Annotated in this window: 26 protein-coding genes and 2 tRNA genes; 14 read left to right on the forward strand and 14 right to left on the reverse strand. The window is 47.2% G+C overall.

Annotated elements, in window-relative coordinates; translation table 11 throughout:
• Position 1: 1 nt before the first annotated feature.
• A complete protein-coding gene (locus ICN27_RS03700; protein WP_216269021.1) occupies positions 2 to 1,591 on the reverse strand; it encodes a gamma-glutamyltransferase family protein in 1,590 nt (529 codons plus the stop codon).
• Positions 1,592 to 1,638: 47 nt separating this feature from the next.
• Entirely contained in the window at positions 1,639 to 2,628 is a 990-nt protein-coding gene (locus ICN27_RS03705; RefSeq protein WP_216269022.1) for a tripartite tricarboxylate transporter substrate binding protein, read from the reverse strand.
• Positions 2,629 to 2,717: 89 nt separating this feature from the next.
• Between ICN27_RS03705 and ICN27_RS03710 the strand changes: the two genes are divergently transcribed.
• Positions 2,718 to 4,067, forward strand: coding sequence for an aminotransferase class III-fold pyridoxal phosphate-dependent enzyme (locus ICN27_RS03710; protein ID WP_216269023.1), 1,350 nt, complete (start codon positions 2,718 to 2,720; stop codon positions 4,065 to 4,067).
• A gap of 20 nt (positions 4,068 to 4,087) precedes the next feature.
• Here the strand turns inward: ICN27_RS03710 and ICN27_RS03715 are convergent, their stop codons facing one another.
• Both ICN27_RS03715 and ICN27_RS03720 read right to left on the reverse strand, forming a co-directional pair.
• Positions 4,088 to 4,813, reverse strand: a complete 726-nt coding sequence (locus ICN27_RS03715; protein ID WP_216269024.1) for an LrgB family protein — start codon at positions 4,811 to 4,813, stop codon at positions 4,088 to 4,090.
• Positions 4,810 to 5,163 (reverse strand): CidA/LrgA family protein, encoded by a 354-nt coding sequence (locus ICN27_RS03720; protein WP_215309752.1) that lies wholly within the window; start codon positions 5,161 to 5,163, stop codon positions 4,810 to 4,812. Before ICN27_RS03720 ends, ICN27_RS03715 begins: the two co-directional genes overlap by 4 nt.
• A gap of 132 nt (positions 5,164 to 5,295) precedes the next feature.
• On the opposite strand from ICN27_RS03720, the gene ICN27_RS03725 reads away from it, so the two are divergent.
• Genes ICN27_RS03725 through soxA form a run of 6 tightly spaced genes read left to right on the forward strand, consistent with a single transcriptional unit; the run spans position 5,296 to position 10,066 of the window.
• The gene (locus ICN27_RS03725) at positions 5,296 to 5,745 is read left to right on the forward strand and encodes a (2Fe-2S)-binding protein (protein ID WP_215309754.1); all 450 of its coding nucleotides are present in this window, start codon (positions 5,296 to 5,298) and stop codon (positions 5,743 to 5,745) included.
• A 9-nt stretch (positions 5,746 to 5,754) separates the two neighbouring features.
• Positions 5,755 to 7,995, forward strand: coding sequence for a xanthine dehydrogenase family protein molybdopterin-binding subunit (locus tag ICN27_RS03730; protein WP_216269025.1), 2,241 nt, complete (start codon positions 5,755 to 5,757; stop codon positions 7,993 to 7,995).
• A 19-nt stretch (positions 7,996 to 8,014) separates the two neighbouring features.
• Positions 8,015 to 8,449, forward strand: coding sequence for a sulfur oxidation c-type cytochrome SoxX (gene soxX, locus ICN27_RS03735; protein ID WP_216269026.1), 435 nt, complete (start codon positions 8,015 to 8,017; stop codon positions 8,447 to 8,449).
• Between the two features lie 23 nt (positions 8,450 to 8,472).
• A complete protein-coding gene (locus ICN27_RS03740; protein WP_216269027.1) occupies positions 8,473 to 8,958 on the forward strand; it encodes a SoxY-related AACIE arm protein in 486 nt (161 codons plus the stop codon).
• The gene (locus ICN27_RS03745) at positions 8,955 to 9,284 is read left to right on the forward strand and encodes a thiosulfate oxidation carrier complex protein SoxZ (RefSeq protein WP_216269028.1); all 330 of its coding nucleotides are present in this window, start codon (positions 8,955 to 8,957) and stop codon (positions 9,282 to 9,284) included. Before ICN27_RS03740 ends, ICN27_RS03745 begins: the two co-directional genes overlap by 4 nt.
• Complete coding sequence (soxA, locus tag ICN27_RS03750; protein WP_370624469.1) at positions 9,281 to 10,066, forward strand: sulfur oxidation c-type cytochrome SoxA; 786 nt, start codon at positions 9,281 to 9,283, stop codon at positions 10,064 to 10,066. Before ICN27_RS03745 ends, soxA begins: the two co-directional genes overlap by 4 nt.
• A gap of 7 nt (positions 10,067 to 10,073) precedes the next feature.
• Here the strand turns inward: soxA and purU are convergent, their stop codons facing one another.
• The 4 genes from purU to ICN27_RS03770 form a co-directional block, all read right to left on the reverse strand.
• Complete coding sequence (gene purU, locus ICN27_RS03755) at positions 10,074 to 10,928, reverse strand: formyltetrahydrofolate deformylase (RefSeq protein WP_216269029.1); 855 nt, start codon at positions 10,926 to 10,928, stop codon at positions 10,074 to 10,076.
• A gap of 48 nt (positions 10,929 to 10,976) precedes the next feature.
• Positions 10,977 to 11,384: a hypothetical protein gene (locus tag ICN27_RS03760; RefSeq protein ID WP_216269030.1), complete on the reverse strand. Its 408-nt coding sequence runs from the start codon at positions 11,382 to 11,384 to the stop codon at positions 10,977 to 10,979.
• Positions 11,365 to 11,772 carry a surface-adhesin E family protein gene (locus tag ICN27_RS03765; protein WP_216269031.1) on the reverse strand — a complete coding sequence of 136 codons (408 nt, stop codon included), beginning with the start codon at positions 11,770 to 11,772 and terminating at the stop codon, positions 11,365 to 11,367. The genes ICN27_RS03760 and ICN27_RS03765 overlap by 20 nt, the downstream gene beginning before the upstream one ends.
• Before the next feature lie 71 nt (positions 11,773 to 11,843).
• Complete coding sequence (locus ICN27_RS03770; RefSeq protein WP_216269032.1) at positions 11,844 to 14,309, reverse strand: penicillin acylase family protein; 2,466 nt, start codon at positions 14,307 to 14,309, stop codon at positions 11,844 to 11,846.
• Positions 14,310 to 14,442: 133 nt separating this feature from the next.
• On the opposite strand from ICN27_RS03770, the gene ICN27_RS03775 reads away from it, so the two are divergent.
• Together ICN27_RS03775 and ICN27_RS03780 are read left to right on the forward strand one after the other, a co-directional pair.
• Positions 14,443 to 14,531, forward strand: a tRNA-Leu gene (locus ICN27_RS03775).
• 21 nt (positions 14,532 to 14,552) lie between these two features.
• Positions 14,553 to 14,999, forward strand: coding sequence for a hypothetical protein (locus ICN27_RS03780; protein ID WP_216269033.1), 447 nt, complete (start codon positions 14,553 to 14,555; stop codon positions 14,997 to 14,999).
• On the opposite strand, the gene ICN27_RS03785 is transcribed toward ICN27_RS03780, so the two are convergent.
• From ICN27_RS03785 to ICN27_RS03805, 5 genes are read right to left on the reverse strand one after another with little or no spacing between them, the layout of a single operon-like run.
• Positions 14,996 to 15,409: a biopolymer transporter ExbD gene (locus tag ICN27_RS03785; protein WP_216269034.1), complete on the reverse strand. Its 414-nt coding sequence runs from the start codon at positions 15,407 to 15,409 to the stop codon at positions 14,996 to 14,998. The two genes, ICN27_RS03780 and ICN27_RS03785, sit on opposite strands and share 4 nt — an antisense overlap.
• Before the next feature lie 2 nt (positions 15,410 to 15,411).
• Positions 15,412 to 16,104, reverse strand: a complete 693-nt coding sequence (locus ICN27_RS03790; RefSeq protein WP_215309774.1) for a MotA/TolQ/ExbB proton channel family protein — start codon at positions 16,102 to 16,104, stop codon at positions 15,412 to 15,414.
• A 4-nt stretch (positions 16,105 to 16,108) separates the two neighbouring features.
• Positions 16,109 to 16,801 (reverse strand): energy transducer TonB, encoded by a 693-nt coding sequence (locus ICN27_RS03795; RefSeq protein WP_216269035.1) that lies wholly within the window; start codon positions 16,799 to 16,801, stop codon positions 16,109 to 16,111.
• Entirely contained in the window at positions 16,798 to 17,604 is an 807-nt protein-coding gene (gene murI, locus ICN27_RS03800; protein WP_216269036.1) for a glutamate racemase, read from the reverse strand. The genes ICN27_RS03795 and murI overlap by 4 nt, the downstream gene beginning before the upstream one ends.
• 57 nt (positions 17,605 to 17,661) lie before the next feature.
• The gene (locus ICN27_RS03805) at positions 17,662 to 19,185 is read right to left on the reverse strand and encodes a fumarate hydratase (RefSeq protein ID WP_216269037.1); all 1,524 of its coding nucleotides are present in this window, start codon (positions 19,183 to 19,185) and stop codon (positions 17,662 to 17,664) included.
• A gap of 166 nt (positions 19,186 to 19,351) precedes the next feature.
• On the opposite strand from ICN27_RS03805, the gene acs reads away from it, so the two are divergent.
• The 4 genes from acs (at position 19,352) to ICN27_RS03825 (ending at position 22,684) form a co-directional block, all read left to right on the forward strand.
• A complete protein-coding gene (acs, locus tag ICN27_RS03810; protein WP_216269038.1) occupies positions 19,352 to 21,325 on the forward strand; it encodes an acetate--CoA ligase in 1,974 nt (657 codons plus the stop codon).
• Between the two features lie 60 nt (positions 21,326 to 21,385).
• Positions 21,386 to 21,476: transfer RNA gene (locus ICN27_RS03815), tRNA-Ser, on the forward strand.
• Positions 21,477 to 21,711: 235 nt separating this feature from the next.
• The gene (locus ICN27_RS03820) at positions 21,712 to 22,284 is read left to right on the forward strand and encodes a phasin family protein (RefSeq protein WP_215309834.1); all 573 of its coding nucleotides are present in this window, start codon (positions 21,712 to 21,714) and stop codon (positions 22,282 to 22,284) included.
• A 97-nt stretch (positions 22,285 to 22,381) separates the two neighbouring features.
• Complete coding sequence (locus tag ICN27_RS03825; RefSeq protein WP_215309836.1) at positions 22,382 to 22,684, forward strand: YciI family protein; 303 nt, start codon at positions 22,382 to 22,384, stop codon at positions 22,682 to 22,684.
• Between the two features lie 58 nt (positions 22,685 to 22,742).
• Here ICN27_RS03825 and ICN27_RS03830 read toward each other — a convergent pair whose 3' ends face one another.
• Complete coding sequence (locus tag ICN27_RS03830) at positions 22,743 to 23,339, reverse strand: DUF1080 domain-containing protein (protein WP_251370904.1); 597 nt, start codon at positions 23,337 to 23,339, stop codon at positions 22,743 to 22,745.
• 126 nt (positions 23,340 to 23,465) lie between these two features.
• Here ICN27_RS03830 and ICN27_RS03835 point away from each other — a divergent pair, with 126 nt between their 5' ends.
• Positions 23,466 to 23,690: a hypothetical protein gene (locus ICN27_RS03835; protein WP_215309838.1), complete on the forward strand. Its 225-nt coding sequence runs from the start codon at positions 23,466 to 23,468 to the stop codon at positions 23,688 to 23,690.
• Positions 23,691 to 23,809: the final 119 nt, after the last annotated feature.

Raw genomic sequence — 23,809 nt, forward strand, 5'->3', positions numbered from 1 at the left:
ATTAAAAGCCAGCCGCCAAGCCATCCCGACGATGATCACTTCCGGCAATATAAGCATCCTGAGTTTGTTCACCTAATAGGGCAATCGCTTGAGCGCTTCCAAAGTCTAGGCTGTTCGCTGGCATGACAGTCACTTCATGTCCCATTGCTTTAAGTCCATCGACGACTGCTGTTGGCATGGATGCTTCAACAGTGAGCTTACCCACATCATCAATTCTCCAGCGCGGCGCATCTGAACAGGCCTGAGGATTGAGGTATTCATCTACAAAGCGCATCACAAACTGCAGATGTCCTTGTGGCTGCATATTGCCACCCATCACACCAAATGCCATAGTGGGTTGATTACCCTTGGTAAGGAATGCGGGGATGATGGTGTGAAAAGGACGCTTACCTGGTGCCACTTGATTCGGATGGCCATCGACCAAACTAAAGCTCATGCCACGGTTATGAAAGGCAATGCCACCCGGGGCAACGACACCAGAACCAAAGCCTTTGAAGTTCGACTGAATATAAGAAATCATCATGCCGCTCTCATCCGCAGCGCACAAGTAAACGGTGCCTCCAGCATGTGGATCTCCAGCGCCGTAGCTGCCTGCTTGATTGTGATTAATCAGAGCAGCACGGCTAGCCAAATAATCTCTGTCTAATAGGGCGCTCGCTGGCACTTTCATGGTGCTGGCATCGGATACATGAGCGTAAGCATCAGCAAAGGCGATACGCATGGCTTCTACTTGCAGGTGGATGCGCTGCGCAGAATTCGCTGGATATTGTTTTGCATTTGCCGCTTGTAAAATACCGAGTGCCATCTGGGCTGCAATGCCAGAACCATTGGGAGGAATCTCATGCAATGTGTAATCGCCATAATCAAACGCCAATGGCTCAACCCAGTCCGTTTGATTGGCAGCAAAATCTGCCATGGTGAAACAGCCGCCTGTGCTTTGAGCAAAGTCGACCATGCTTTGGGCTAATTTACCGGTGTAAAAAGATTCACCTTCAGTGTTGGCGATCTCACGCAAAGTATTGGCTTGGGCGGGGTAGCGCCAAAGTTGACCAGCAGTAGGTGCCTTGCCATCAATCAAAAAGGATTCACTAAAACCAGGTTCATTCTTCAAAATGGGAATGGCTTCGCGCCATTGACGAGCGATTACTGGTGAGACTGGAAAGCCATTTTCAGCATAGTCAATAGCGCGCTTGAAGAGTTGCGCAAAAGGCAGCTTGCCAAATTTACGAGATAACTCAATCCAACCCGAAACCATTCCAGGCACAGTTACGGTATTCCAGCCAATCAAATCCATGGCAGTTTTGCCAGAAAAATATTCCGGCGTCCAAGCAGCTGGGGCACGACCGGAGGCGTTCATACCATGGAGTTTTTTTCCATCCCAAATGAGAGCAAAGCCATCGCCACCAAGACCATTCATGGTGGGTTCAACTACGGTCAGTGTGATCGCGGTCGCTAGGGCTGCATCAACCGCATTGCCGCCGCTTTGCAAAGCTTCAATGCCCGCTTGTGTAGCCAATGGCTGTGAACTAGCAACTGCATTTTTAGCAAGGACTGGGGCACGGCCGCCACCAAAGGGAGGGGAAATTAACATGGATCTGATCTATTCAATAAGAAGGTGTGAGCAAAAGGAATGGGCAATTAGTCAATTTTAACGTTGGCTGCTTTCACTGCCTTCGCCCACTTGTCCTGCTCGCTTTGTGTGATCACAGTTAATTGCTCGGAGTTAGCAAATTGTGGATGAATACCTTGGGTTGCTAAGCGTGCTTTGAAGTCGGGGTTAGTCAGAATCTTACGGATCTCCCTTTCCAGCTTGGCAATGATTGCTGGAGAAGTGCCCTTGGGTACATAAACTGCATAAAAGTTTTCCACATCAAATTGCTTCATACCATCTTGTCCTAAGGTGGGGACATTGGGCATTAATGGTGAGCGCTCTGCTGCAGCAATAGCAATAGGACGTAACTTACCACTCTGAATATGTGGCAGTGATGCTGTCACGCTATCAAACATCATGAGCGTGTTACCAGCAATTAAATCAGGTAAGGCGAAAGAACTACCTTTGTAAGGAATATGTGTACCGGTGGCTCCGATACGTTGCATAAATAGAGTGGACTCTAAGTGAGAGAGACTGCCATTACCTTGAGACGCATAATTGAAGTCACCTTTTTTCGATTTAATGAAAGTAATTAACTCCGACAGGTTTTTAGCTGGAACTGTGGGATTGACAACAATCAGGTGAGGAATAGTACCAACGAGAGCAACAGGTGCAAAATCCTTTGTAAGGTCTGCTGGCGGATTTTTGAAGAGTGCTTGTGAAATAGACTGATTAGTCATTGCACTGAAGTGAATGGTGTAGCCATCTGGAGCGGCTTTGGCTGCTGCACCCAAGCCAATCATGCCACCTGCACCAGGTTTATTTTCAATCACAATCGCTTGTCCGAGAGCCTCGCCCAAGGGAGCCATAACGGCACGAGCAAATACGTCGGTAGAACCACCTGCAGGAAATGACAAAACTGCGACGATTGGTTTTTTAGGCCAATCCGTATCTGGTGCAGCTAGCACTTGTCCACACAAGCTTGAAATGATTGCAAGCCCGAGGAATGGTTTTGAAAAACGATTCAAGAAGTTCATGACATTGTCCAGTGAGTAAGTAGGTAATATAGTATTGGAAACCACCCAAGGGGTGTAAAGCGAATAATAAAAGTTAAATTGAGACAACTATGACTGCAGCACTTCAAACACCTTCAGCTATTGATATGTCGGCCTATTGGTTGCCATACACGCCAAATCGTTACTTTCATCAGCATCCAAAAGTAATGCAGTCAGCCAAAGGAGCTTACTACTTTGATGACCATGGTCGTAAGTTATTCGATGGATTATCGGGCTTGTGGTGCTCACCTTTGGGGCATGCTGATCCACGAATTGGTGCAGCCATTCAAAAGCAGTATGAAACCATGGACTATTGCCCTGCATTTCAAATGGCGAGTGAGGCTACTTTTACTTTGGCCAGTCGCATTGTTGATCTGGCGCCAACAGGCTTAGATAAAGTATTTTTTACCAACTCTGGATCTGAAGCCGTTGATACTGCACTCAAAATGGCGGTTGCCTATCATCGTTGCATGGGTAATGCCTCACGCTTTCGGATGATTGGGCGCGAGCGCGCTTATCACGGTGTTGGTATTGGTGGCATCTCCGTTGGCGGCATTGTGGCCAATCGCAAGGCATTTGCTGGAATGATGATGCCTGGAGTAGATCACCTACCGCACACATTCAATCTCTCACAAATGGCTTACTCAAAAGGGCAGCCTACGTGGGGGGCACACTTAGCTGATGAGCTAGAAAATATTGTCACTTTGCATGATGCCAACACGATTGCTGCAGTAATCCTAGAGCCAGTGCAGGGATCGACGGGGGTGATTGTGCCCCCACAAGGTTATTTACAGAAGATTCGGGATATTTGCACAAAGCACGGCATCTTGTTGATCTTTGATGAAGTCATTACGGGCTTCGGGCGCTTAGGAGCGAACTTTGGTGCAGATCGTTTTGGTGTGACGCCAGATATGATTACCTTTGCAAAAGCCATTACCAATGGTGTGATTCCGATGGGCGGTGTATTGGTGCGCGGAGATATTTACGATGCCATCATGTCGCAAGGCGGGCAAGAGCAAGCGATTGAATTCTTTCACGGCTACACTTACTCTGGCCATCCCATTCCTACAGCGGCTGCTCATGCTGTATTGGATATTTTTGAATCCGATGATTTAGTCAATCGCGCTAAAGCACTGGAACCGGTCTTAGAAAATTCCCTGCACGCCCTCAAGGGAAAAACAGGCTTACTGGATATTCGTAACTTTGGTCTTTCTGGCGCGGTCGATTTAGTGCCCATTGCTGGTAAGCCAGGACTACGAGCCATGAAGACTTTAGAGGCTTGTATTGAAAGAGGTGCCTTAGTGCGCATTACGAACGACACGATTGCAGTTGGCCCTCCATTTATTTCAACGCCAGCCGAAGTCGAGTTCTTAGTGAGCGTTCTGAGTGATGCGATTGATGATGCTATGAAGATCAGCTAATGACGAGAGCTTGCAGATTGCTAGTTAAATAAGTGATACAGAATGGGGATGGCTACCGCGCTAATGACCCCATTCATTCCCATAGCAAGACTGGCATAAGTTCCGGCCTCAGGATGAATGCTAAATGCACGCGAGGTGCCAATGCCGTGAGCGCCAATGCCAATAGCAAAACCACGCTGCCACCAAGCTTTCATTCCCAGCGCATTCAGAATAAAGGGGGCCAGAATAGCTCCGAGGATGCCGGTGGTCACGGCAAAGATGGCGGTTAAGGTCGGGGACACGCCGATACGCTCGGCGATACCCATAGCAATAGGTGCGGTAACTGATTTGGGATACATGGCACCCGTAATGCTGGAGTCGGCGCCGAGTAATTTAGCAATGTTTACTGCGCCCACAATGGATACCAAGCCACCCGCAATTAAAGAGGCCAACAAAGGAATAGATCGGCCCTTTAGGCTACTTAAACCTCTATAGATCGGTATGGCCAAAGAGACGGTTGCTGAGCCTAATAAGAAGTGAATAAATTGCGCACCTTCAAAGTAGGTGACATAGGGCATTTCAACAAATTGAATGATGCTGGCGACCAGAATGATCGCAATTGCTACTGGGTTGGCTAAGGGATTCTGTTTGGCAGCTTTATAAATCGAGAGACCTACTTGATAGGCCGCCAAAGTAATAAAGAGGGCGAATAAAGGGCTGCCCGAGAGATAAACCCAAATCTCCACAATCGAGTGTTTTTCGTTCATTGCCCTGTCTCTTTTGGCTTTGCGCTCAAAAAGCGGACCACTATCGCGCTCGTGGCAATGGTGAGAATCACGCTACCGACCAAGGCGCTGATGATTGCTAGGGCATTGGCCTTCAGTTGGGGTAAAAATAGCACCACCCCAACGGCCGCCGGAACAAATAAGAGGCCGAGGTATTGGCTAAAGCCATCGGCCACCAATGCGAGTTCATGATTAATCCCTTTGCGGAGCACCAGCCAAATAATCAGTAGCACCAAGCCAATCACGGGACCAGGGAGGGTGGGTAGGGCAAATTTGGAGACAAGCTCACCCAGGCTTTGAAAGAGAAGGATTTGGACAAGGCCCGAGATCATGACTTGATCTTACTGCTCTGCAATATATGTTGCAAAGCAATAAATTATTTCTTCGTTAAGATAATCACTACAACAAGAGGGTCTTTGTCTCTTGGATGAGGCTTGATATAAAAAACACTAAGGAGAATGGGCATGGCTGACTTAAACGTCAACGGTAAAAAGTACAAGGTGGATGTTGATCCAGAAACCCCTTTGTTGTGGGCGATTCGTGATCATGTTGGATTAACGGGTACTAAATATGGTTGCGGTGTGGGTCAGTGTGGTGCATGTACTGTTTTGTTTGATGGCCAAGCAATCCGCAGTTGCGCTATTCCGGTGAGTGCAGCCGTAGGTAAAAAGATTGAAACTATCGAGAGCCTAGAGAAAAATGGCCAGCTCTCTAAAGTGCAAAAAGCGTGGGTTGACAATCAGGTGCCGCAATGTGGCTACTGCCAGTCTGGCATGGTGATGGCAACTACGGCCTTGTTGCGCAATACCCCAAAACCAACTGATGCTCAGATTGATGCTGCGGTCACCAATATCTGCCGCTGCGGAACCTTCCAACAAGTGCGTGATGCTATTCATGCTGTGAGCAAGGCATAAGGAGCAATCATGACAAAAACGATTAATACAAACACTACCAACGCTACCAACACTTCACGTCGCCACTTTATTGTTGGATCAAGCGCTATCGCAACTGGCCTGGCAATTGGCTTTGACTTCTCCTTCATCTCATCAGCAAATGCTGCTATGGGTACTGGCACAACTGCTATGGCCCCACTCGCAACACCAGAGATTGGTGTTTGGGTGGTGATTAAGCCAAACGATGACATCGTTGTGCGTATCGTCCGCTCGGAGATGGGTCAGGGAACTATTACTGGCTTAGCCCAAATGGTTGCAGAAGAATTACAGTGCGACTGGAAAAAAGTATCTTACGAGTACCCATCGCCAGCTGAGAGTCTCAAGCGTAAGCAAGCATGGGGTAGTTACTCTACTGGTGGTAGTCGCGGTATTCGTACTTCTGAGCAGTATGTTCGTAAGGGTGGAGCAGCTGCTCGCATCATGTTGGTACAGGCTGCAGCTAATCAATGGAATGTCCCAGCGTCTGAGTGCGTAGCTAAAGATAGCGTTATTACACACACCCCATCTGGTCGCAAAACTACTTTTGGAAAAGTATCAGTTGCTGCATCTCAGTTAGAAGTGCCAAAGGAGATTGCTCTCAAAGATCCTAAAGAGTGGACTGTGATCGGCAAGTCATTGAATCGTATTGATGGCACGGCTGACAAGGTCACTGGTAAGCAAATCTATGCCATTGACCTCAAGTTGCCCGGCATGCTGGTTGCCACTATTAAAGAGTCTCCAGTATTTGGCGGTAAGGTCAAAAGCTACGATGCCACTAAGGCTAGCAGTATCAAAGGGGTGAAGAAGGTCATTCAAGTAAATGATTCTTCGATTGCCGTGATTGCTGATACTTTCTGGCAGGCAAAGACGGGTTTAGATGCTGTCAATATTGTTTGGGATAACGGTAGCAATGGGGATGTCTCTAGCGCATCGATTAAGAAAATGCTCGAAGAGGGGCTGACAGCTAACGATACTTTTGTAGGCAACTCCAATGGTGATGCCAAGGAAGCGATTGCTAAGGCATCTAAAAAGATTGAGGCAACCTATTTCTATCCATTCTTAAACCATGCAACGCTAGAGCCACAAACTGCAACGGCAAAGTGGACGCCAGATTCTTGCGAAGCTTGGGTTCCAACCCAAGATGGTGAAGCATCCTTGGCTGCGGTAATTGCTGCTTCAGGCTTGCCTTCAGAAAAATGTAATGTGTATAAGGTCAACCTCGGTGGTGGATTTGGTCGTCGCGGCGCCTTCCAGGATTACACAACTCAGGCTGTCAATATCGCCAAGCAAATGCCGGGCACACCAATCAAATTGATTTGGACTCGCGAAGAGGATATGACGCAGGGTCGTTATCACCCGGTGATGATGTGCAAAATGACTGCCGCGATTGACGATAAGAAAAATATTACTGGCCTAGATATGCGTTTGTCCGGCCAATCTATTTTGGCAACAGTGCGTCCAGCAGTAGTGGCGGCTAATAAGGGTAAGGATCCTGTAGTGTTTCAGGGATTAGATCCTGCGGGTGAGCACGGCATTACTTATAGCTTTCCGAATTTGATGGTTGACCATGCAATGCGAAATACCCATGTGCCACCAGGTTTCTGGCGTGGCGTGAACGTCAATCAAAATGCGGTCTTCCTGGAAACCTTTATGGATGAAATGGCTGAAGCTACCGGTGTTGACGCTGTGGAATTCCGTCGCAAGCATATGGAGAAATTCCCTCGTGCAATCGCCGTTCTCAATGCCGTAGCAGATGGCATTGGTTGGAATAAGCCAGCTAAGCCAGGTGTTTTCCGCGGTGTCGCCCAAATGCGCTCATTTGGAAGTTATGTAGCTGCCGCTTGCGAGTTATCAGTCACCAATGGGAATGAAGTAAAAATTCATCGCATTGTGGCTGCAACCGACCCTGGTTATGTAGTCAATCCAGCGCAAGTTGCTCGTCAAGTTTCTGGTTCGTTTGTGTACGGCTTATCCGCTCTCTTCGAAGAAGAAATTACGATCGAGAAGGGCGCGGTTGTGCAGAAGAACTTTGATACCTTCAATTCCATTCGCCTGTCTCAGATGCCTAAGGTAGAGACGATCATCATTCAAGGTGGTGGTAAGGATTGGGGTGGTGTTGGAGAGCCAACGATTGCCGTGGCAGCACCAGCGGTTCTCAATGCGATCTACCGTGCCACAGGCAAGCGCTTGCGCACAGTCCCATTGAAAAACAGCGGCATTAAGTTGGTTTAATGATGATAGGCAAGCAGGAATGAGACGAACGCTAGCAGCTTTATTGCTAGGGACCTCGACTCTTTTCCTGCCTTGCTTAGCGCACTCTCAAACCTGGGTGGGGGATTCGATTGTGAATCCCCTTACTTCTTCCCCGGGGGATGCTGTGAAGGGGCGTGCAATAGTAGCTAGTCGTCAAGTCGGTTTATGTTTGCTGTGCCATAGTGGACCATTTCCGGAAGAGCGCTTTCAGGGCAATCTAGCGCCGGACTTAATTGCTAGCGTCGGCCAATCCACTCCAGCTCAATTACGGGCTCGATTAGTTGATCCAAGCCGCTTGAACCCAGCAAGTATCATGCCGGCGTACTATCGTACTTCTGGTCTGAGTCGTGTGGCCCCCAAGTTTGCTGATCAGACCATTCTGACTGGCCAAGAGATAGAAGATGTTGTGGCTTTTTTAGTGAGCCTTCAATAACCAACTGAAATTATGAAATCAATATGACTGAGTTCAATCCGAGTTCAAACCCCATCAAACTGAGTCGGCGTATGTATTTGTCTGCGCTGGGTCTTTTAGGTCTATCCACTTGGATGGCTCCGAGTTTGACGATGGCTAAAAAGCCAGAGGCAATGGAAGCGATCGCAAAAATCGCTGGCTCGAACACTATTCGTGATGGCCGAGTGAAGTTGGTGATTCCGCCTTTGGTGGAGAGTGGCAACTTGGTGGTTCTCAAGCTCTCCATAGAAAGCCCCATGACAGCAAATGATTACGTTAAGGCGGTGCATGTGATTGCTGAAGAGAATCCATCCCCCAATATATTCACTGCGTATTTCACACCCCGATCCGGCCGCGCTGAGTTAACTACTCGGGTGAGGTTGGCTGACTCACAACGAGTATGGGCTATTGCACAAATGAGTGATGGTAGCTTTTGGCAGGGATATGCCGATACGCTAGTCACTCTTTCAGCTTGCACGGAGATGATATGAGTAAGACCTCCCGCACTGGTATCACAATGCCAGCCCAAGCAAAAAAAGGTGCCATTATTGAAATTCGGGCCATTGCTCAACATGATATGGAAACAGGCTATCGATATACAGAGGATGGAAAGCGGATCCCACGCGACATCATTCGCCTCTTTACCTGTCAATACAACGGCGAGGAAGTATTCAGAGCGGATTTTTATCCAGGCATCGGCGCTAACCCCCTTATTATTTTCACTACCGTAGCAGTAGCCTCTGGCACGTTCGTATTCAAATGGGTGGGGGATGGTGGTTATGAGGCAGTAAACCAGGCGCAAATTACCGTCTCGTGAATCTGTTCGTTTTCTGCCTTCGTGTATTACCGCTATTGCTCATTCTGATTGGAGTTGATTCTAGTCAGGCACTTGAAGTCTCAAAAGATACTCGGCAATCAAGCTATTACTTGATGACACCAGAAAATCGGGCAATGCAAGATGACGCTAATCTTAACCCCGCTTTATTTTGGGTCATGGATGGTCAGAGCCTCTGGAAAGAAAAGACCGGAAAAAAGAACATCGCTTGTGCATCCTGTCATGGTGATAGTGGGCAAAAAATGGCTGGTGTAGCCACACAGTTTCCTAAGATGCAGAAAGGCAAGTTACAGACCTTGGAGGGGCAAATTAATCAGTGTCGTACATCACGACAAGAGGCCCCGGTACTCGCTTATGAGAGTAAAGAACTCCTAGCCTTAACAACATGGGTAGCAAGCCAATCCAAGGGTATGCCAATCGCCGTTCAAGAAACGCCTCAGAATAAAAAAGATCTACAACAAGGCCGTCAGTTCTTTAATGAAAGAATGGGTCAACTCAATTTATCTTGCGCCCAATGTCATCAAGATCGCGCTGGCTTGAAATTAGGAGGAAGTCTCATTCCTCAGGGACACCCAACTGCCTACCCAATTTACCGAATTGAATGGCAGACCATGGGGTCTTTACAAAGACGTTTACGCAACTGTATGAGTGGGGTGCGCGCTCAGCAGTTTGAGTACGGCTCGCAAGAGATGGCTCAGTTAGAGTTGTTTCTGATGTGGCGGGCTAGAGGCATGCCCCTAGAAACTCCAGGGGTCCGGCCTTGAGCGCAGCTTAGTCTGAGAAGACGACTGAAGTTGCGCCATTAATCAAAACACGGTCATGCAAATAGTAGCGCAGGGCGCGTGAGAGTACGGTGCGCTCTAGATCTCGACCCTTGCGAACTAAGTCTTCAGGCGTATCGCCATGCGTGACACGAGTCACGTCTTGCTCAATGATTGGGCCTTCATCTAAATCACTGGTCACAAAGTGTGCGGTCGCGCCAATCAACTTGATGCCGCGAGCATGGGCTTGATGGTAAGGCTTGGCGCCTTTAAAGCTCGGCAAGAATGAGTGGTGAACGTTGATGCAGCGTCCAGATAATTTGGTGGATAAATCATCCGACAGAATTTGCATGTAGCGCGCCAAAATAACCATGTCGACTTTTGCATCAGCAACAATCTCAAGGAGCTTTGCTTCTTGCTTTGCCTTCGTCTCTGGCGTCACCGGTAAGTGATAAAACGGAATATCCGCAAAATCAATACTGGAGTAAACCTCACGCGGATGATTGGAAACAATTCCACTAATAATCATTGGCAACTCACCAATACGCCATCGATAGAGAAGATCTACCAAGCAATGATCAAGCTTGGATGCCATGATCAGCACTCGCTTTAAATCTTTTACAGCGCGCAAGTCCCAAGTGAGATCAAAGCGCTTAGCAATGTCTACAAAGCCAGCTTTGAGAGATTTGGTATCAGCGCCACAGCTAAAGCTCACGCGCATGAAGAAGCGTTTAGAAGCTTTGTCATCAAATTGCTGAGCTTCCTCAATATCACCACCTAATTCAAAGATGTAGGTTGAAACGGCTGCAACAATGCCCGGTCTATTAGGGCAAGTAAGTGTGAGGTAGTAGTTTTCTGTGGTCATGACTTTAAAAAGGGGAAAGATTGCTTATAGGACGTAATTTTAGACTGCTTATTTGGTGGTAGTGAGGCTATCTGCTGGACCTAGGTAGGGCTCGCTCATATCTTTAATTTTGGGAACGGGGATATCCGAACAAATCGGCTTTGGTCCTAAGGCATTCAGAAAATTGCAATCTTGCTTGGTTGCTGCGGAGGCGGCGTGTTCCAAAGGGGACTTGCCAGTGGTTACAGTAGAGATAGCACTAGCTGCAGTTGAAGGGTTGGCTACTGCTGCCGATACCGCTACTGAGCCTGCAGAGCTTGCAGCGGTAGTGGCAGATCCTCCTAAAGCCATTAATGGCGCTGCACAAGCACCCAAATTGAAGCAAAGAACGATGCATCCAAGAGCAGTCCAGCCCGATGGGTTTGGTCTGCTTTGACGGACATTCAAAATGGGACGTTTATTTGCGCTGGCAAACAACGTTGAACACTCCGGCTGCCCAAGACTCGCTTACTACAGGCTCAAATTCACTATTGGGAGTTTTGTTATCTGAAACCACCTTGCCGCTACCTTTATTGCCAGCGAACTCTTTGTATTCGATTGGTCGGTAGCTAATGGCTGGGCAGTCGTACTCATTGATACCGATGATTGAGCTAACAGGCTGTTTTGTTTTTGGGTTAACGCCAGGCTTCTTCAAGTCGAGCATAGACATGATTTGTGCTTTTTCGCCAGATGCGCTGACCGTATCAAGATCAACATACACCACCATCACCGCATTAGATCCTAATTCTTTCCATTCAGCGAAGCTGCTAGAAAACGGTAGTAAGGAGAGGGTAGTAAAAAGAGTTAGTAAATATATTTTTTTCATAATCAATAGCATTGTCAGTGAGTAGTTTGAGTCTCAACAGGGCTCTTAGGAATCATTCTAAACGCCCCAGCTTATTTTTCCTTAATACTCAGATCCAGTTGTCGGCTGATCTTTTGGGGTTTCATTTGTAAGGGAAGATATTCATTTCGAGCCCAAAGCGCGCTCATGTTACGGTACAGCTTATTCTGTACCCAGCCAGATTGTCCAGTTTGGTACACAAAGAGGGACTGCTCTAAGTCAGCGAGGTCATAGAGTGTGCGCAGACTGGGAGCCTGCTTAGTTTCAAAGGGATTGTCAGCTCTCAGCAGTTCGAGACGCCCCACATTGATGCTAAAGCTGTCGCCAGGAAACGGTTGCGTTAAATTGAAGAAATTCCCAAGCAGTGGCACCTTGCTTAAAGGGCGATGCTCGGAGACTGCAATATGCGCGTTACCCCATACCCAATTTTTAGGGTTGCTACCAAATTGGGAGCTCAGTTGCTCAAGTGCTTTATTAAACGCTGCATTCGAAGCATCTACACAACTCTCAATCTGTTCAGTTTTGGGGTCGTTACACCATGGGCTGTTGGGGTTTTGTAATTGCAATATCAGCGCATGTCTAAAGCTGCGCGTACCGTAATTCTCTGTGAATAAATAAGTTAAGCGTGAGAAGAGTTTGCGTGTGAGTTGGTCAGCCCAAGCATTAAATATGAGCGCACCACTACTATCAGTTTTCATATCCCCATCAAAGTTCTTGCTAAGCTCAATTGCTTGTTGGGCTAGTGGATGTGTTGACTGTACCGATCTAAATAATTCTAATAATGGGGTGGCACCCAAAGACAAGGTATCTGCTTGCATGGTTTTCATGGAGGCGAGGTCATGTGTTGACTTGCCCTGAATGAGATCCACAATTCTGTCATAGCGGGTTGGTAGATCCCAATCGCCGGTCAATGGATTTGGATCATTATTGGCTAATATTTTCTGGTTGGCCGTAGCGATCCAATGAGCCTCTGGGTTATTGCTGCTAGGCAGTTGCTCGAAGGGGACGTAGCCAGTCCAATCATATTGCTTCTCCCAGCCTAAGGCTGGGGCGACGCCATACAAACCTTGATGCAAGGTGCGTTTTGGGGCGACCCCAGTAGTTTGAAGCGAAATGTTCCCATCTACATCCGCCATCACCACGTTTTGCATGGGCGCATAGTTTTTGCGTAGCGCCTGCTTGAATGTATTTAAATCTTTGGCGTGATTCATATCCAGCAAACCGGCAACGGACTGGTTTTCAATATCCAGCGCTGTCCAGCGTAAAGACAAAACAAAGCGATCGGTATCGATGGCTCGTTTTGCACGTGCATAGGATTCAGAAATCACTGGACCATGCCTCGTCTCTTTGACTAAAAAGCGCACGGAGGGCTCGCCTTTAATGTCGATGATTTCTTGACGAACTTTAAAGGGTAGCGGGCCGTCTGGTCCTCGATACACTCCAGGATTTTTTGGATCTAGCTGCTCAATATATAAATCCTGAACATCTGGGCCGGTATTCGTAAAGCTCCAGGCAAACTTATCGGTCCTGCCCAGTACCACTGCCGGAATGCCAGGGAGGGTCGCACCAATGACATTGAGACCTGGCGCCTCTAAGTGAGCCATATACCAAATTGCTGGCGCCGATAAGCCTAGATGCGGATCGTTTGCCAGCAAGGGCTTTCCAGAGGCTGTCAGCTTTCCACTAAGCGCCCAGTTATTTGATCCAATACCTTCCTTGCCACCCGGCACTTCATTGATAGTCAATTCGGTTGCTGGTAGCTTTTTGGACTTTTGATCTCTTGTGAGTGGGTTTGGATTAAATACATCAATTTCTTGATACATTTTGGCAAAGTCAACGTTGCTCACAGGCTCACCAGGTGTATATGGTGGCATTACTTCCCATACTTGCTTAGTTGTTAAAAACTGCGATAGTTCGAGGCGTTGTAATTCTTTTTGCCAGTTACCGCCAAGATCGAGCGCCATCATGAGCATCCACGCCACGCTATCAGTAGGTGACCAATGCCCTGGTTTGGACCCAGTTAAAAAGTATTCAACTGGAAGGGCCCAGCCTAAGTGGGCATTACCAGCGTTAACTCCATCTGCATAAGACTGAAGTAATCTCTTGGTAGCAATAGGGTAGTGATCAAACTGTTTCTCAGCGGCACGCTTAATACCCAGCGTCCGAATAAAGCGATCAATTGCGAAGGTTTCTTTACCAAGAATTTCAGAGAGTCGCCCACTAGCTAGTCGGCGATTAATTTCCATTTGCCAGGAACGCTCACTAGCATGCAAATAGCCCAAGGCAAAGAGTGCATCAGTAGAACTCTTTGCTTGAATATGGGGAATGTCACTCTCATCAAAGGTAATCGAAACAGAATCCCCGAGAGACTTGATGATCCGCTTGCCAGAAGGATTAGTTTGAGCTGAGATGAGGTAGATTGTTCCAGCGGCGATGATCAAGACTAGGACTGCAGAACCAAGCCAAAAGATACCTTTGAGGGCTGATTTCAGGCCTGAACGTTGCGTGGGTATTTTCATGGGGATAGTTTAGTGGGTTTGCCTAAACTAGACCCTAAGCTTGATGAAAGCAGGCTTCCCACCTACGATAGGGCTCACATGCTAAAATTTTGCTTGTCTTGGTTTATTTAGTACGGCTTTATTGCTCGTGCGAGCCCGAGTGGTGAAATCGGTAGACACAGCAGATTTAAAATCTGCCGACTCAAAAAAGTCGTGCCGGTTCGATTCCGGCCTCGGGCACCAATCGATTGATTTCAGACATCCTTGAAATATCTTTACTTTCTCTCCCTACTTTTATTTGCCGCCCCTAGTTTGGCTGCAGATTCCTTGGTTTTTACTTGTGAGCGTTCGGAAAACAACTACACCGAAACTTATCAACTCAAAGTCACAGCGGCCTCAAAAAATCAGAAAGCCAAAGTCTTTGTTGATAACCGAGATTTAGATCGGGCTAGCGAGTTGGGTCGGCAAACCATCAGGAGTGTTCTTATTTCTGAATTTACAGTCCTCATTTCAATGGAAGCCCAGTTTCCCCCGGAAAATTATGATGGTGTTCAGTATGGTGCTGGCTCTGTCATCACGGTGATTGCGATTAATCGCCCAACAGGCCAGTTGAGAAAGGCGGAGACAGTAAAAGGGGGAATTCTCTCTGCAACCCTAGGTGAGGGTACCAAGACTTACCAAGAGCAATGTCAGGTTGCCAATAAGTCTTAATTAGGTTCAGTCACAAATCCTAGCTTCGTTAAGCCAGCACGACGTGAGGCTGCCAATACCTGAGCAACATATTCATACTTCACCGACTTATCAGCACGTAAATTGATTTCTGGTTGCGGCTCCTTCTGAGCAGCTTTTTCTGCATAGCCATCAAAAGTTTTTAAATCAATTGGTGTGCTATTCCAAAATATTTGACCCTGAGCATCAATCGAGAGTTGAACTGACTCTGGCTTGATTTCATTGCGTACGCTATTGGCTTTTGGCAACTCAACCTTCACCGCTTGCTGAATGACTGGCAGGGTAATGATGAAGATAATGAGGAGTACCAACATGACATCCACCATCGGAGTCATGTTGATTTCGGCCATGATGCCGCTTTCTTCTGGATCGTTCTGAAGATTAAAAGACATGTTTATTCTCCAGACTTCACGCGGGCACCAGTGACAAAGTAAGCGAGAAGATCATTGCCAAAGCGATTCAGATCAGCGACCAATAACTTGTTGGCACGATTAATCGCATTAAAGCCCAACACTGCTGGAATCGCTACAGCCAAGCCTAAAGCAGTCATGATGAGTGCTTCGCCAATGGGACCAGCAACCTGATCAATCTGCGCGCTACCTGAGCTGCTGATGGCGATCAAAGCATGGTAGATGCCCCACACCGTTCCGAACAAGCCAATAAACGGTGCAGTCGCGCCGGTCGAGCCAAGGAAGGTCAGTCCTTTTTGGAGTTGGGCTGCAACACCATCAATACTATTCTTAAGACTTCTCGCCATCCATTCGGAGTAGTTCAGCGTTTGCAAAAGTTCACGATGATTAGTAGATTGGCTTTGGTGATGGGTAGAGGCGCCATTTGCCGCTTTAGCAATCTGAAAGTAGGGATTACTTGCATGGCTGGTAAATGCATTCAGACCCTGGTCATAGGAGGTGGCGCGCCAAAACTGATCGAGCTCAGGTTGGAGTTTGCGTAAATTACGCAAATCCCAAAAACGGGAAAGCAAAATTACCCAAGTCACAATAGAGCAGATCAGAAGTGCGATGGCAACAAAGCGGGTAACTGCATCGCCCTCAAGCCATAAATTTGCTAAGCCAAATGGTGTATTCATAATATTAATTCTTTAAATTAAATTTAATTAAAAGGTTGGTAGAAATTCTTTGGGGCGAACCATTGACTAAAAATGGTTTAAAGCGATAACGACGACCAATCTCCGTTGCTGCTCTGTCTAATCTTGGAAATGAGCTAGAACGCAATAAGGCAACATCCTCAACACTACCTGATTCATCAATAATCAATCTCACCACTACCTCACCTTGTTCTCCAGATCTTTTAGAGAAGGAAGGGTAGTAAGCATCTGCATCTGGTTGATATACGACGACTAGTTTACCAATGTCAGTCTGAATCGGTGTGCCACTGGATCCCGAGGTTGTGGCTGGTGCAACTGTCGCATTGGGAGCCTGTGATTCACTTTTAGATGGATTTGCTGGCGGTGTCTGCGCCTGTTGTTGGGTTTGTGGTGGTGTTGGTGCCTGCGTGGATTTTTCATCCACAGTTTTCTTCTTTTGTTCTTGCTGAGGTTTTGGGGGAGGCGCGGCCGGGGCAGCCTGTGGTTGTTTGGCAGCCTCAGGACTTACCAGATTGGCCATCACTCGCGCATCATCTTGATTGTTATCGTTGTCAGGCTTCATGCCACTCTGAAAGCCAATCAGAAATAATAAATGCAAGGCAATAACAATGCCAATGATGATGCGTTCGGTCTTATCGAATGGTAGAAGCGCATTCATCCGATTTAAAAAGGTGCTCATGTGAATGAACTCACTAACTGAGATTCAATACTGTGTTTATCAAGATCTGATTGCATGAGCTCGTGTGCCATCTGCTGCAATTTCTGCGCATCTTTACTGCTGATGAATGTGATGGAGCCATATTCATCATGATCTAAGCGCCTACCCTGCGACTCTAGTTTTCGTTTGAGTTGGCGTACTACTGCCTCGCTGGTATCAATGAGATTGATTGAATCTCCCAATAATTTACGTATGGATTTTCGCAAGAAAGGATAGTGTGTGCATCCTAGAACAAGCGTATCTGCTCCCGCCTCCTGAATGGGCTCTAGATGTTCAGCAAGTAGCTCAAGCGTTTCTTCACCATGAGCTTGGCCCGCTTCAATCAGAGGCACTAAACCGGCACCCGCTTGTTTAACAAACTGACAATTCGGAAGGGTGGCTAGTAAAGCGCTAAATTTATCGCTCTTGAGCGTAGCCTCAGTTGCGAGTACTCCAACAATGCCATTACTTGACTGCATTGCTGCAGGCTTGATGCCTGGCTCTACGCCGATAATTGGAATATTGCTGAGCTCATGACGAATATCTGCAATGGCCTCGGCGGTAGCAGTATTACAGGCAACCATAATGGCATCACAACCTTGCGCTGCTAAGTATTGGCATAGCTCCATGCTGCGGGAAGCTATCCACTCGCTAGACTTTTCTCCATAAGGGGCATTGAGGGAGTCGGCTAGATATATGAAGTCATGCTCAGGAAGTTGGCGTAAAGCCTCATCCAAAATGGATAAGCCTCCAACGCCAGAATCAAAAACTCCGATGAGTGCCAAGTCAGGTCACTTAACTAAGGGCGGTTGATTCAATGAATAAATGACGCACTAATTGACTCAAGCAACCATGACTGGAATGCCGGCAATCTTTGCTTGCCACTCTTTGGGGCCTGTCTCATGCATAGAGATGCCGGCAGAACTGACCGCTACTGTTACTGGCATGTCTTTGACATCGAATTCATAAATCGCTTCCATGCCAAGGTCAGCAAAGCCCACTACCTTCGCTGTTTGAATTGCTTTAGAAACCAAGTAAGCAGCGCCACCAACGGCCATCAAGTAAGCAGACCGATGTTTTTTAATTGCTTCAATTGCAGTGGGGCCACGTTCCGCTTTGCCAATCATGGAGATCAATCCAGTTTGAGCCAGCATCATCTCGGTGAACTTATCCATACGGGTGGAGGTTGTTGGGCCTGCCGGACCAACTGCTTCGGCTCCCACTGGGTCTACTGGGCCAACGTAATAGATCACACGGTTCTTAAAGCTCACTGGCAATTCTTCGCCTTTCGCAAGCATGTCGGCAATGCGCTTATGTGCTGCATCGCGACCAGTCAAAATTTTGCCGTTCAGGAGAAGCGTCTCACCTTCTTTCCAGCCAGCTACTTCTTCAGCAGTTAAGGTATTCAAGTTCACACGCTTCGATTTTTTGGTGTCTGGAGTCCAAGTAACGTCTGGCCAATCGGATAGTGAGGGCGCCTCTAGTTTGGCAGGGCCATCACCATGCAGATGGAAATGAACGTGGCGGGTAGCAGCGCAGTTTGGAATCATGGCTACCGGCAATGAGGCTGCATGGGTTGGGTAGTCCATGATCTTGATGTCGAGCACAGTGGCTAAGCCACCAAGACCTTGTGCGCCAATGCCTAACTTATTTACTTTGTCGAAAATTTCTAAACGGAGTTCTTCAATGCGGTTTTGTGGGCCCCGAGCAATCAGCTCCTGAATATCTACTGGGCCCATCAAGGACTCTTTAGCCATCAACATGGCTTTCTCTGGGGTTCCGCCAATACCAATACCTAAGATACCGGGAGGGCACCAACCCGCACCCATCGTTGGGACTGTCTTGACTACCCAGTCAACGATTGAATCAGAGGGGTTGAGCATAACCATCTTGGCCTTGTTCTCAGAGCCACCACCTTTGGCCGCGCAAATGACTTCAACATCATCGCCAGGGACGATTTCATAATGAATCACCGCCGGGGTATTGTCACCCGTGTTCTTACGCTTACCCGCTGGATCAGTCAAAACAGACGCGCGTAGCGGGTTATCTGGGTTCATGTAGGCTCGACGAACACCTTCATTCACCATTTCAGTCACGCTCATGGTGGCATCACCCCACTGAACATTCATACCAATTTTGAGGAAAACGACTGCAATACCGGTGTCCTGGCACATGGGACGGTGACCTTCTGCGCACATCCGGCTATTGGTCAAAATCTGTGCAATGGCATCCTTTGCTGCGGCACCTTGCTCAAGCTCATAAGCCTTGCCCATGGCGGAGATAAAGTCTTTAGGGTGGTAGTAAGAGATGAATTGGAATGCATCTGCCACGCTCTGAATGAGGTCGTTTTGTTTGATATTTGTCATGTTTTGGGCTTAATTATGTAAGGTTTAATCTATTTTAAGGGTTTGCCATAGAGCAAATCTAGCGTGTTTTCACTTATCTTATTAGCTCTTGGGGATGCGTTTCCCTAACTCTGCGCTATTTTTGCAGAAAAAGACGACTGATTATTGAATAGAAGGGCTGTAAAGCATGGAACCATTGATGCAAGAAAACCGCGTATTTAACCCCCCTGCAGACTTCATAAAGTCCGCCGCCATTCCGGGAATGGAGGCTTACAACAAGCTCTGTGCTGAAGCTAACAGCGATTATGACGGTTTCTGGAGTCGTCTTGCTAAAGAAAATGTTTTCTGGAAAAAGCCCTTTACTAAAGTCCTTGATGAATCCAAAGCACCTTTTTACAAGTGGTTTGAAGATGGCACTACTAATGCTTCCTATAACTGCTTAGATCGCCAAGTTGAAAATGGCCTTGGCAAAAAGACTGCGATTATTTTTGAAGCGGATGATGGATCTGTTACCAACGTAAGCTATCAAGAGTTGCTGGAGCGTGTTTGCAAAATGGCAAATGCACTTCGCAAAATGGGTATTAAGTCTGGTGACCGCGTCATCATTTACATGGCGATGACTATTGAAGGCGTTGTTGCGATGCAAGCTTGTGCTCGTATCGGCGCAATACACTCTGTTGTGTTTGGCGGATTTTCTGCTCAAGCGCTGCGCGATCGCATCATTGACGTTGGTGCTGTTGCAGTCATTACTGCTGACGGACAGTTCCGCGGCGGCAAATCATTGCCCTTAAAGGCGATTTGCGATGAGGCCCTCTCAACAGGTGAGTGCGGCAATGTAAAGCATGTCATCGTGAGCAAACGCACCGGATCAGATGTCACTATGACACCGGGTCGTGATGTTTGGATGCAAGAAATCGTAGCTAATGAATCCACTACTTGCGAGCCAGAGTGGGTGAGTGCTGAGCACCCACTATTTATTCTGTATACCTCCGGCTCAACAGGCAAACCTAAGGGCGTTCAACACTCTACTGGTGGTTACCTCTTGTGGGCGATTCTCACAATGAAGTGGACCTTTGACATTAAGCCAAATGATGTCTTCTGGTGTACTGCCGATATCGGCTGGGTAACAGGTCATTCCTATATTACCTATGGCCCACTCGCAGTAGGTGCTACTGAGATTGTGTTTGAGGGTGTTCCAACCTACCCCAATGCGGGACGTTTTTGGGACATGATCCAAAAACACAAGGCAACGATTTTCTACACCGCTCCGACAGCGATACGTTCATTAATCAAAGCATCGAGCAATGATCAAGCAGTGCATCCCAAGAGTTACAACTTATCTTCTTTGCGTCTCTTAGGTTCAGTTGGTGAGCCGATTAATCCAGAAGCGTGGATGTGGTATTACGAGAATGTAGGCGGCTCACGTTGCCCAATCGCAGATACCTTCTGGCAAACCGAAACTGGTGGCCACATGATTTCACCATTGCCAGGTGCAACTCCTATGATTCCAGGCTCATGCACATTGCCATTGCCAGGTATTCAGGCGGCGATTGTGGATGAAGCAGGCGCAGACGTTCCAAATGGTCAAGGTGGTATTTTGGTTGTGAAACGTCCATGGCCCTCGATGATTCGTACGATCTGGGGTGATCCTGATCGTTTTGTGAAGTCTTACTTCCCAGAAGAGTTGGGCGGTACTTTATATCTGGCAGGTGACGGCGCAATCCGCAATAAAGATACTGGCTACTTCACGATTACGGGTCGTATCGACGACGTATTGAATGTCTCCGGTCACCGCATGGGTACGATGGAAATCGAATCATGCTTGGTTGCCAATCCATTGGTTGCTGAGGCTGCAGTAGTGGGTCGTCCTGATGAGCTGACTGGTGAAGCAATTTGTGTCTTCGTAGTTCTGAAGGGCGGACGCCCAACAGGCGACGAAGCGAAGAAGATTGCCACTGAGTTGCGGAACTGGGTAGGCAAGGAGATCGGCCCGATCGCCAAACCAAAGGACGTCCGTTTTGGTGATAACTTACCTAAAACTCGTTCCGGCAAGATCATGCGTCGCTTGTTGCGTGTGATCGCCAAGGGTGAAGAGGTGACTCAAGACACTTCCACTCTAGAAAATCCAGCGATTTTGGAGCAGCTCAAAGAGTCTGTGTAATTAGCCAATCATGCTTTTAGAGGTGAATCCTTCCGGCAAACGTATAATCAAGGGCTGTACGGAAGGGTGGATGAGCGGTTTAAGTCACACGCCTGGAAAGCGTGCGTAGGTTAATAGCCTACCGCGGGTTCGAATCCCGCCTCTTCCGCCAGTAGTTTGAAGCCACCTTCGGGTGGTTTTTTCTTTCTTTTTTCTTGCTTTTTACCTGAAATCACCACTTTCACCGGAATGATTTAGATACTCAACCCTCTGTTTTTAATCAAAAAAAAGGGGTTTTTGGTGTTTCTGTTGCATTGCCGCAAATAAATCTTGCACTGCAATAAAAAACTTTTTACAATGGTGCATCGCAATAAATTTTATCAATTTTAAAAAGTTAGGAAAACACCATGTTCCAGAATCAATTAAACGACCAACTCACACAAGCTCAAACTAAAGCTGTTGAAAATGCTAAGTTCTTGGCTCAAGTAGCTGTTGAAAGCGCAAAAGAATTAGCTGAAATCAACCAAGCTGCCGCTAAAGATGCTTTAGTAGTTGCTCAAGATGCAAGCGCTCAATTGTTGGCAATTAAAGATGCCCAACAGTTGGCAAAATTGGCTCAGCCTGAAACTGCACAAGAAGCTGCTAAGTACGCTGCTGCTTACCAAGCTAAGGTAAACAAAGTTGTGCGTAACAGCAACAAAGAAGTTGCTCATGTAGTTGATGCATCTATTGATGACGCACGTGCTGATATGGTGAAGTTTGTTAAAGAAGCTACTAAGACAGCTCCTGCTGGTTCTGAGGCATTTGTATCTGCATTCAAAACTGTATTTGAAACTTCACTCCAACAGTTTGACCAAGTTCGCGCTTCAGCAACTGATGCTTTCGCAAACTTTGAGAAAAGTGTTGATGCTGCAATGGCCAATTTTCAAGGCCAATACGCAGTAGCTAAGCCAGCTACCAAAAGCCGTAAAGCTGCTTAATTCGTTTTAATAGCATTGCACGAGAAACCGCCTTCGGGCGGTTTTTCTTTTTCTGCTTGCCGTAAGATGGATGTTTTAGAGCTAATGAGGAGTAAACATGATCTTTGCAATCCTTTTAATGGATCGTCCTGGTACTGCAGAATTGCGTATTCAAGTGCGACCAGAGCATCGCGCTTATTTGGGTCAGTTCGCAGATAAGATGGCCTTTGCTGGTCCACTTACATCAGAAGATGGCAAAACAACAGTGGGTAGTCTGTTGGCGATGGATTTTCCTAGTAAGGCAGATGTTGAAGCTTGGCTAGCAGATGAGCCATTCACTAAAGCAGGCGTCTATGAAAAGCCGGTCATTCATGTGTTTAATAATAGCTGGCAACAAAAGGTTGGGTTTCCACCTGCTTAGGTAAAAAAGAGCCACCTCATTTGAGGTGGCTACTTTGATGGATCTGTCTAGAGATGATCTAGATTGGCTTGATTTGTAGTTTCCTAAATTTGATGATGCCGCCAGCAGACTGAAGGGCAATGGGCCCCTCGGAGAACTTGCTATCCCTGGCATCTGTAACGGTAAGCACCCCATTCATCATTACTTTGAGCTGAGGTCCGTTGGCCGTAATTTCCATGGTGTTCCAGCGCCCACCTGCTTTGTGAATTGGGTTGACCTTGGCAATATCAACAATGGCTCCGGTGGAGTACTCCTGTCCCGGACGGGTATCCCAGATATTAATTTCATAAGCATTTCCAGCGGTGACTTTATTGGGATCTTGGCAGCGAATAAAAATTCCACTATTGGTGTTGGATTCAGCCCAAAATTCAGCGCGAATAATGAAGTTCCGATAACTTTTACTGCTCACCAGAAATCCGGACGGCTTATTACCCTCGACTATCCCTTTGCCAATGACCCAGTTCGCGCTGCCAATAATGTTCCAGCCGTCTAGGCTGACACCATCGATTAAATCGGTATAGCCATCTTGTGCTTGAGCATGGGTGTTGGCGGAAAGCAGGGCAATAGTCAGCGAAAAGGCAATTGCTAGAATTTGTTTCAAGGTTGTTTGCATCATGATCTCCAAAGGTATTTATCTCAATAGCTGCAATGTTGCTTCCATCCATTGTTGCTGACTTGGCTCCAATTCCACAAGTACTCACTTTCCCTTAACTTGGAATCAGGAATCCAGTAGACTTGAGGTATGAATTCAACTACATTGCGCCCCTTAGCTATCCTTGTTTCTGCTACCGCCATTGCCTTAACGGGATGCGGCTCCATAGAGTCAGCAGCCCAAGATGACTGCACTTCTATTGGCTGGCAAATCGGCAGCAAAGGCTACAACGATTGCTTTAAGGCGCGCGTTTACGAGCGCAAGCTAGATTACTCTCCGCCACCCGGCAGCAAGCCTTCCCCATCCGTTATTTAATAGGGTTTACCCTAGTTAAATTCACTTGAGCGCCGTCAAGGACTTGAGTGTGGAAATAACCCAAAATCACCCTTGATCTTGGGGATTTCCTATATAGAGCGAGATAAGTTGTTTCTTGC

Source organism: Polynucleobacter sp. Nonnen-W13 (assembly GCF_018881735.1).
In the GTDB taxonomy this organism is placed as follows: Bacteria; Pseudomonadota; Gammaproteobacteria; order Burkholderiales; family Burkholderiaceae; genus Polynucleobacter.

Coding starts and splice junctions, on each gene's coding strand:
- ICN27_RS03700 (WP_216269021.1), bottom strand. CDS start 1,591: ATGTTAATTTCCCCTCCCTTTGGTGGCGGCCGTGCCCCAGTCCTTGCT.
- ICN27_RS03705 (WP_216269022.1), bottom strand. CDS start 2,628: ATGAACTTCTTGAATCGTTTTTCAAAACCATTCCTCGGGCTTGCAATC.
- ICN27_RS03710 (WP_216269023.1), top strand. CDS start 2,718: ATGACTGCAGCACTTCAAACACCTTCAGCTATTGATATGTCGGCCTAT.
- ICN27_RS03715 (WP_216269024.1), bottom strand. CDS start 4,813: ATGAACGAAAAACACTCGATTGTGGAGATTTGGGTTTATCTCTCGGGC.
- ICN27_RS03720 (WP_215309752.1), bottom strand. CDS start 5,163: ATGATCTCGGGCCTTGTCCAAATCCTTCTCTTTCAAAGCCTGGGTGAG.
- ICN27_RS03725 (WP_215309754.1), top strand. CDS start 5,296: ATGGCTGACTTAAACGTCAACGGTAAAAAGTACAAGGTGGATGTTGAT.
- ICN27_RS03730 (WP_216269025.1), top strand. CDS start 5,755: ATGACAAAAACGATTAATACAAACACTACCAACGCTACCAACACTTCA.
- soxX (WP_216269026.1), top strand. CDS start 8,015: ATGAGACGAACGCTAGCAGCTTTATTGCTAGGGACCTCGACTCTTTTC.
- ICN27_RS03740 (WP_216269027.1), top strand. CDS start 8,473: ATGACTGAGTTCAATCCGAGTTCAAACCCCATCAAACTGAGTCGGCGT.
- ICN27_RS03745 (WP_216269028.1), top strand. CDS start 8,955: ATGAGTAAGACCTCCCGCACTGGTATCACAATGCCAGCCCAAGCAAAA.
- purU (WP_216269029.1), bottom strand. CDS start 10,928: ATGACCACAGAAAACTACTACCTCACACTTACTTGCCCTAATAGACCG.
- ICN27_RS03765 (WP_216269031.1), bottom strand. CDS start 11,772: ATGAAAAAAATATATTTACTAACTCTTTTTACTACCCTCTCCTTACTA.
- ICN27_RS03770 (WP_216269032.1), bottom strand. CDS start 14,309: ATGAAAATACCCACGCAACGTTCAGGCCTGAAATCAGCCCTCAAAGGT.
- ICN27_RS03785 (WP_216269034.1), bottom strand. CDS start 15,409: ATGTCTTTTAATCTTCAGAACGATCCAGAAGAAAGCGGCATCATGGCC.
- ICN27_RS03790 (WP_215309774.1), bottom strand. CDS start 16,104: ATGAATACACCATTTGGCTTAGCAAATTTATGGCTTGAGGGCGATGCA.
- ICN27_RS03795 (WP_216269035.1), bottom strand. CDS start 16,801: ATGAGCACCTTTTTAAATCGGATGAATGCGCTTCTACCATTCGATAAG.
- ICN27_RS03805 (WP_216269037.1), bottom strand. CDS start 19,185: ATGACAAATATCAAACAAAACGACCTCATTCAGAGCGTGGCAGATGCA.
- acs (WP_216269038.1), top strand. CDS start 19,352: ATGGAACCATTGATGCAAGAAAACCGCGTATTTAACCCCCCTGCAGAC.
- ICN27_RS03820 (WP_215309834.1), top strand. CDS start 21,712: ATGTTCCAGAATCAATTAAACGACCAACTCACACAAGCTCAAACTAAA.
- ICN27_RS03825 (WP_215309836.1), top strand. CDS start 22,382: ATGATCTTTGCAATCCTTTTAATGGATCGTCCTGGTACTGCAGAATTG.
- ICN27_RS03830 (WP_251370904.1), bottom strand. CDS start 23,339: ATGATGCAAACAACCTTGAAACAAATTCTAGCAATTGCCTTTTCGCTG.
- ICN27_RS03835 (WP_215309838.1), top strand. CDS start 23,466: ATGAATTCAACTACATTGCGCCCCTTAGCTATCCTTGTTTCTGCTACC.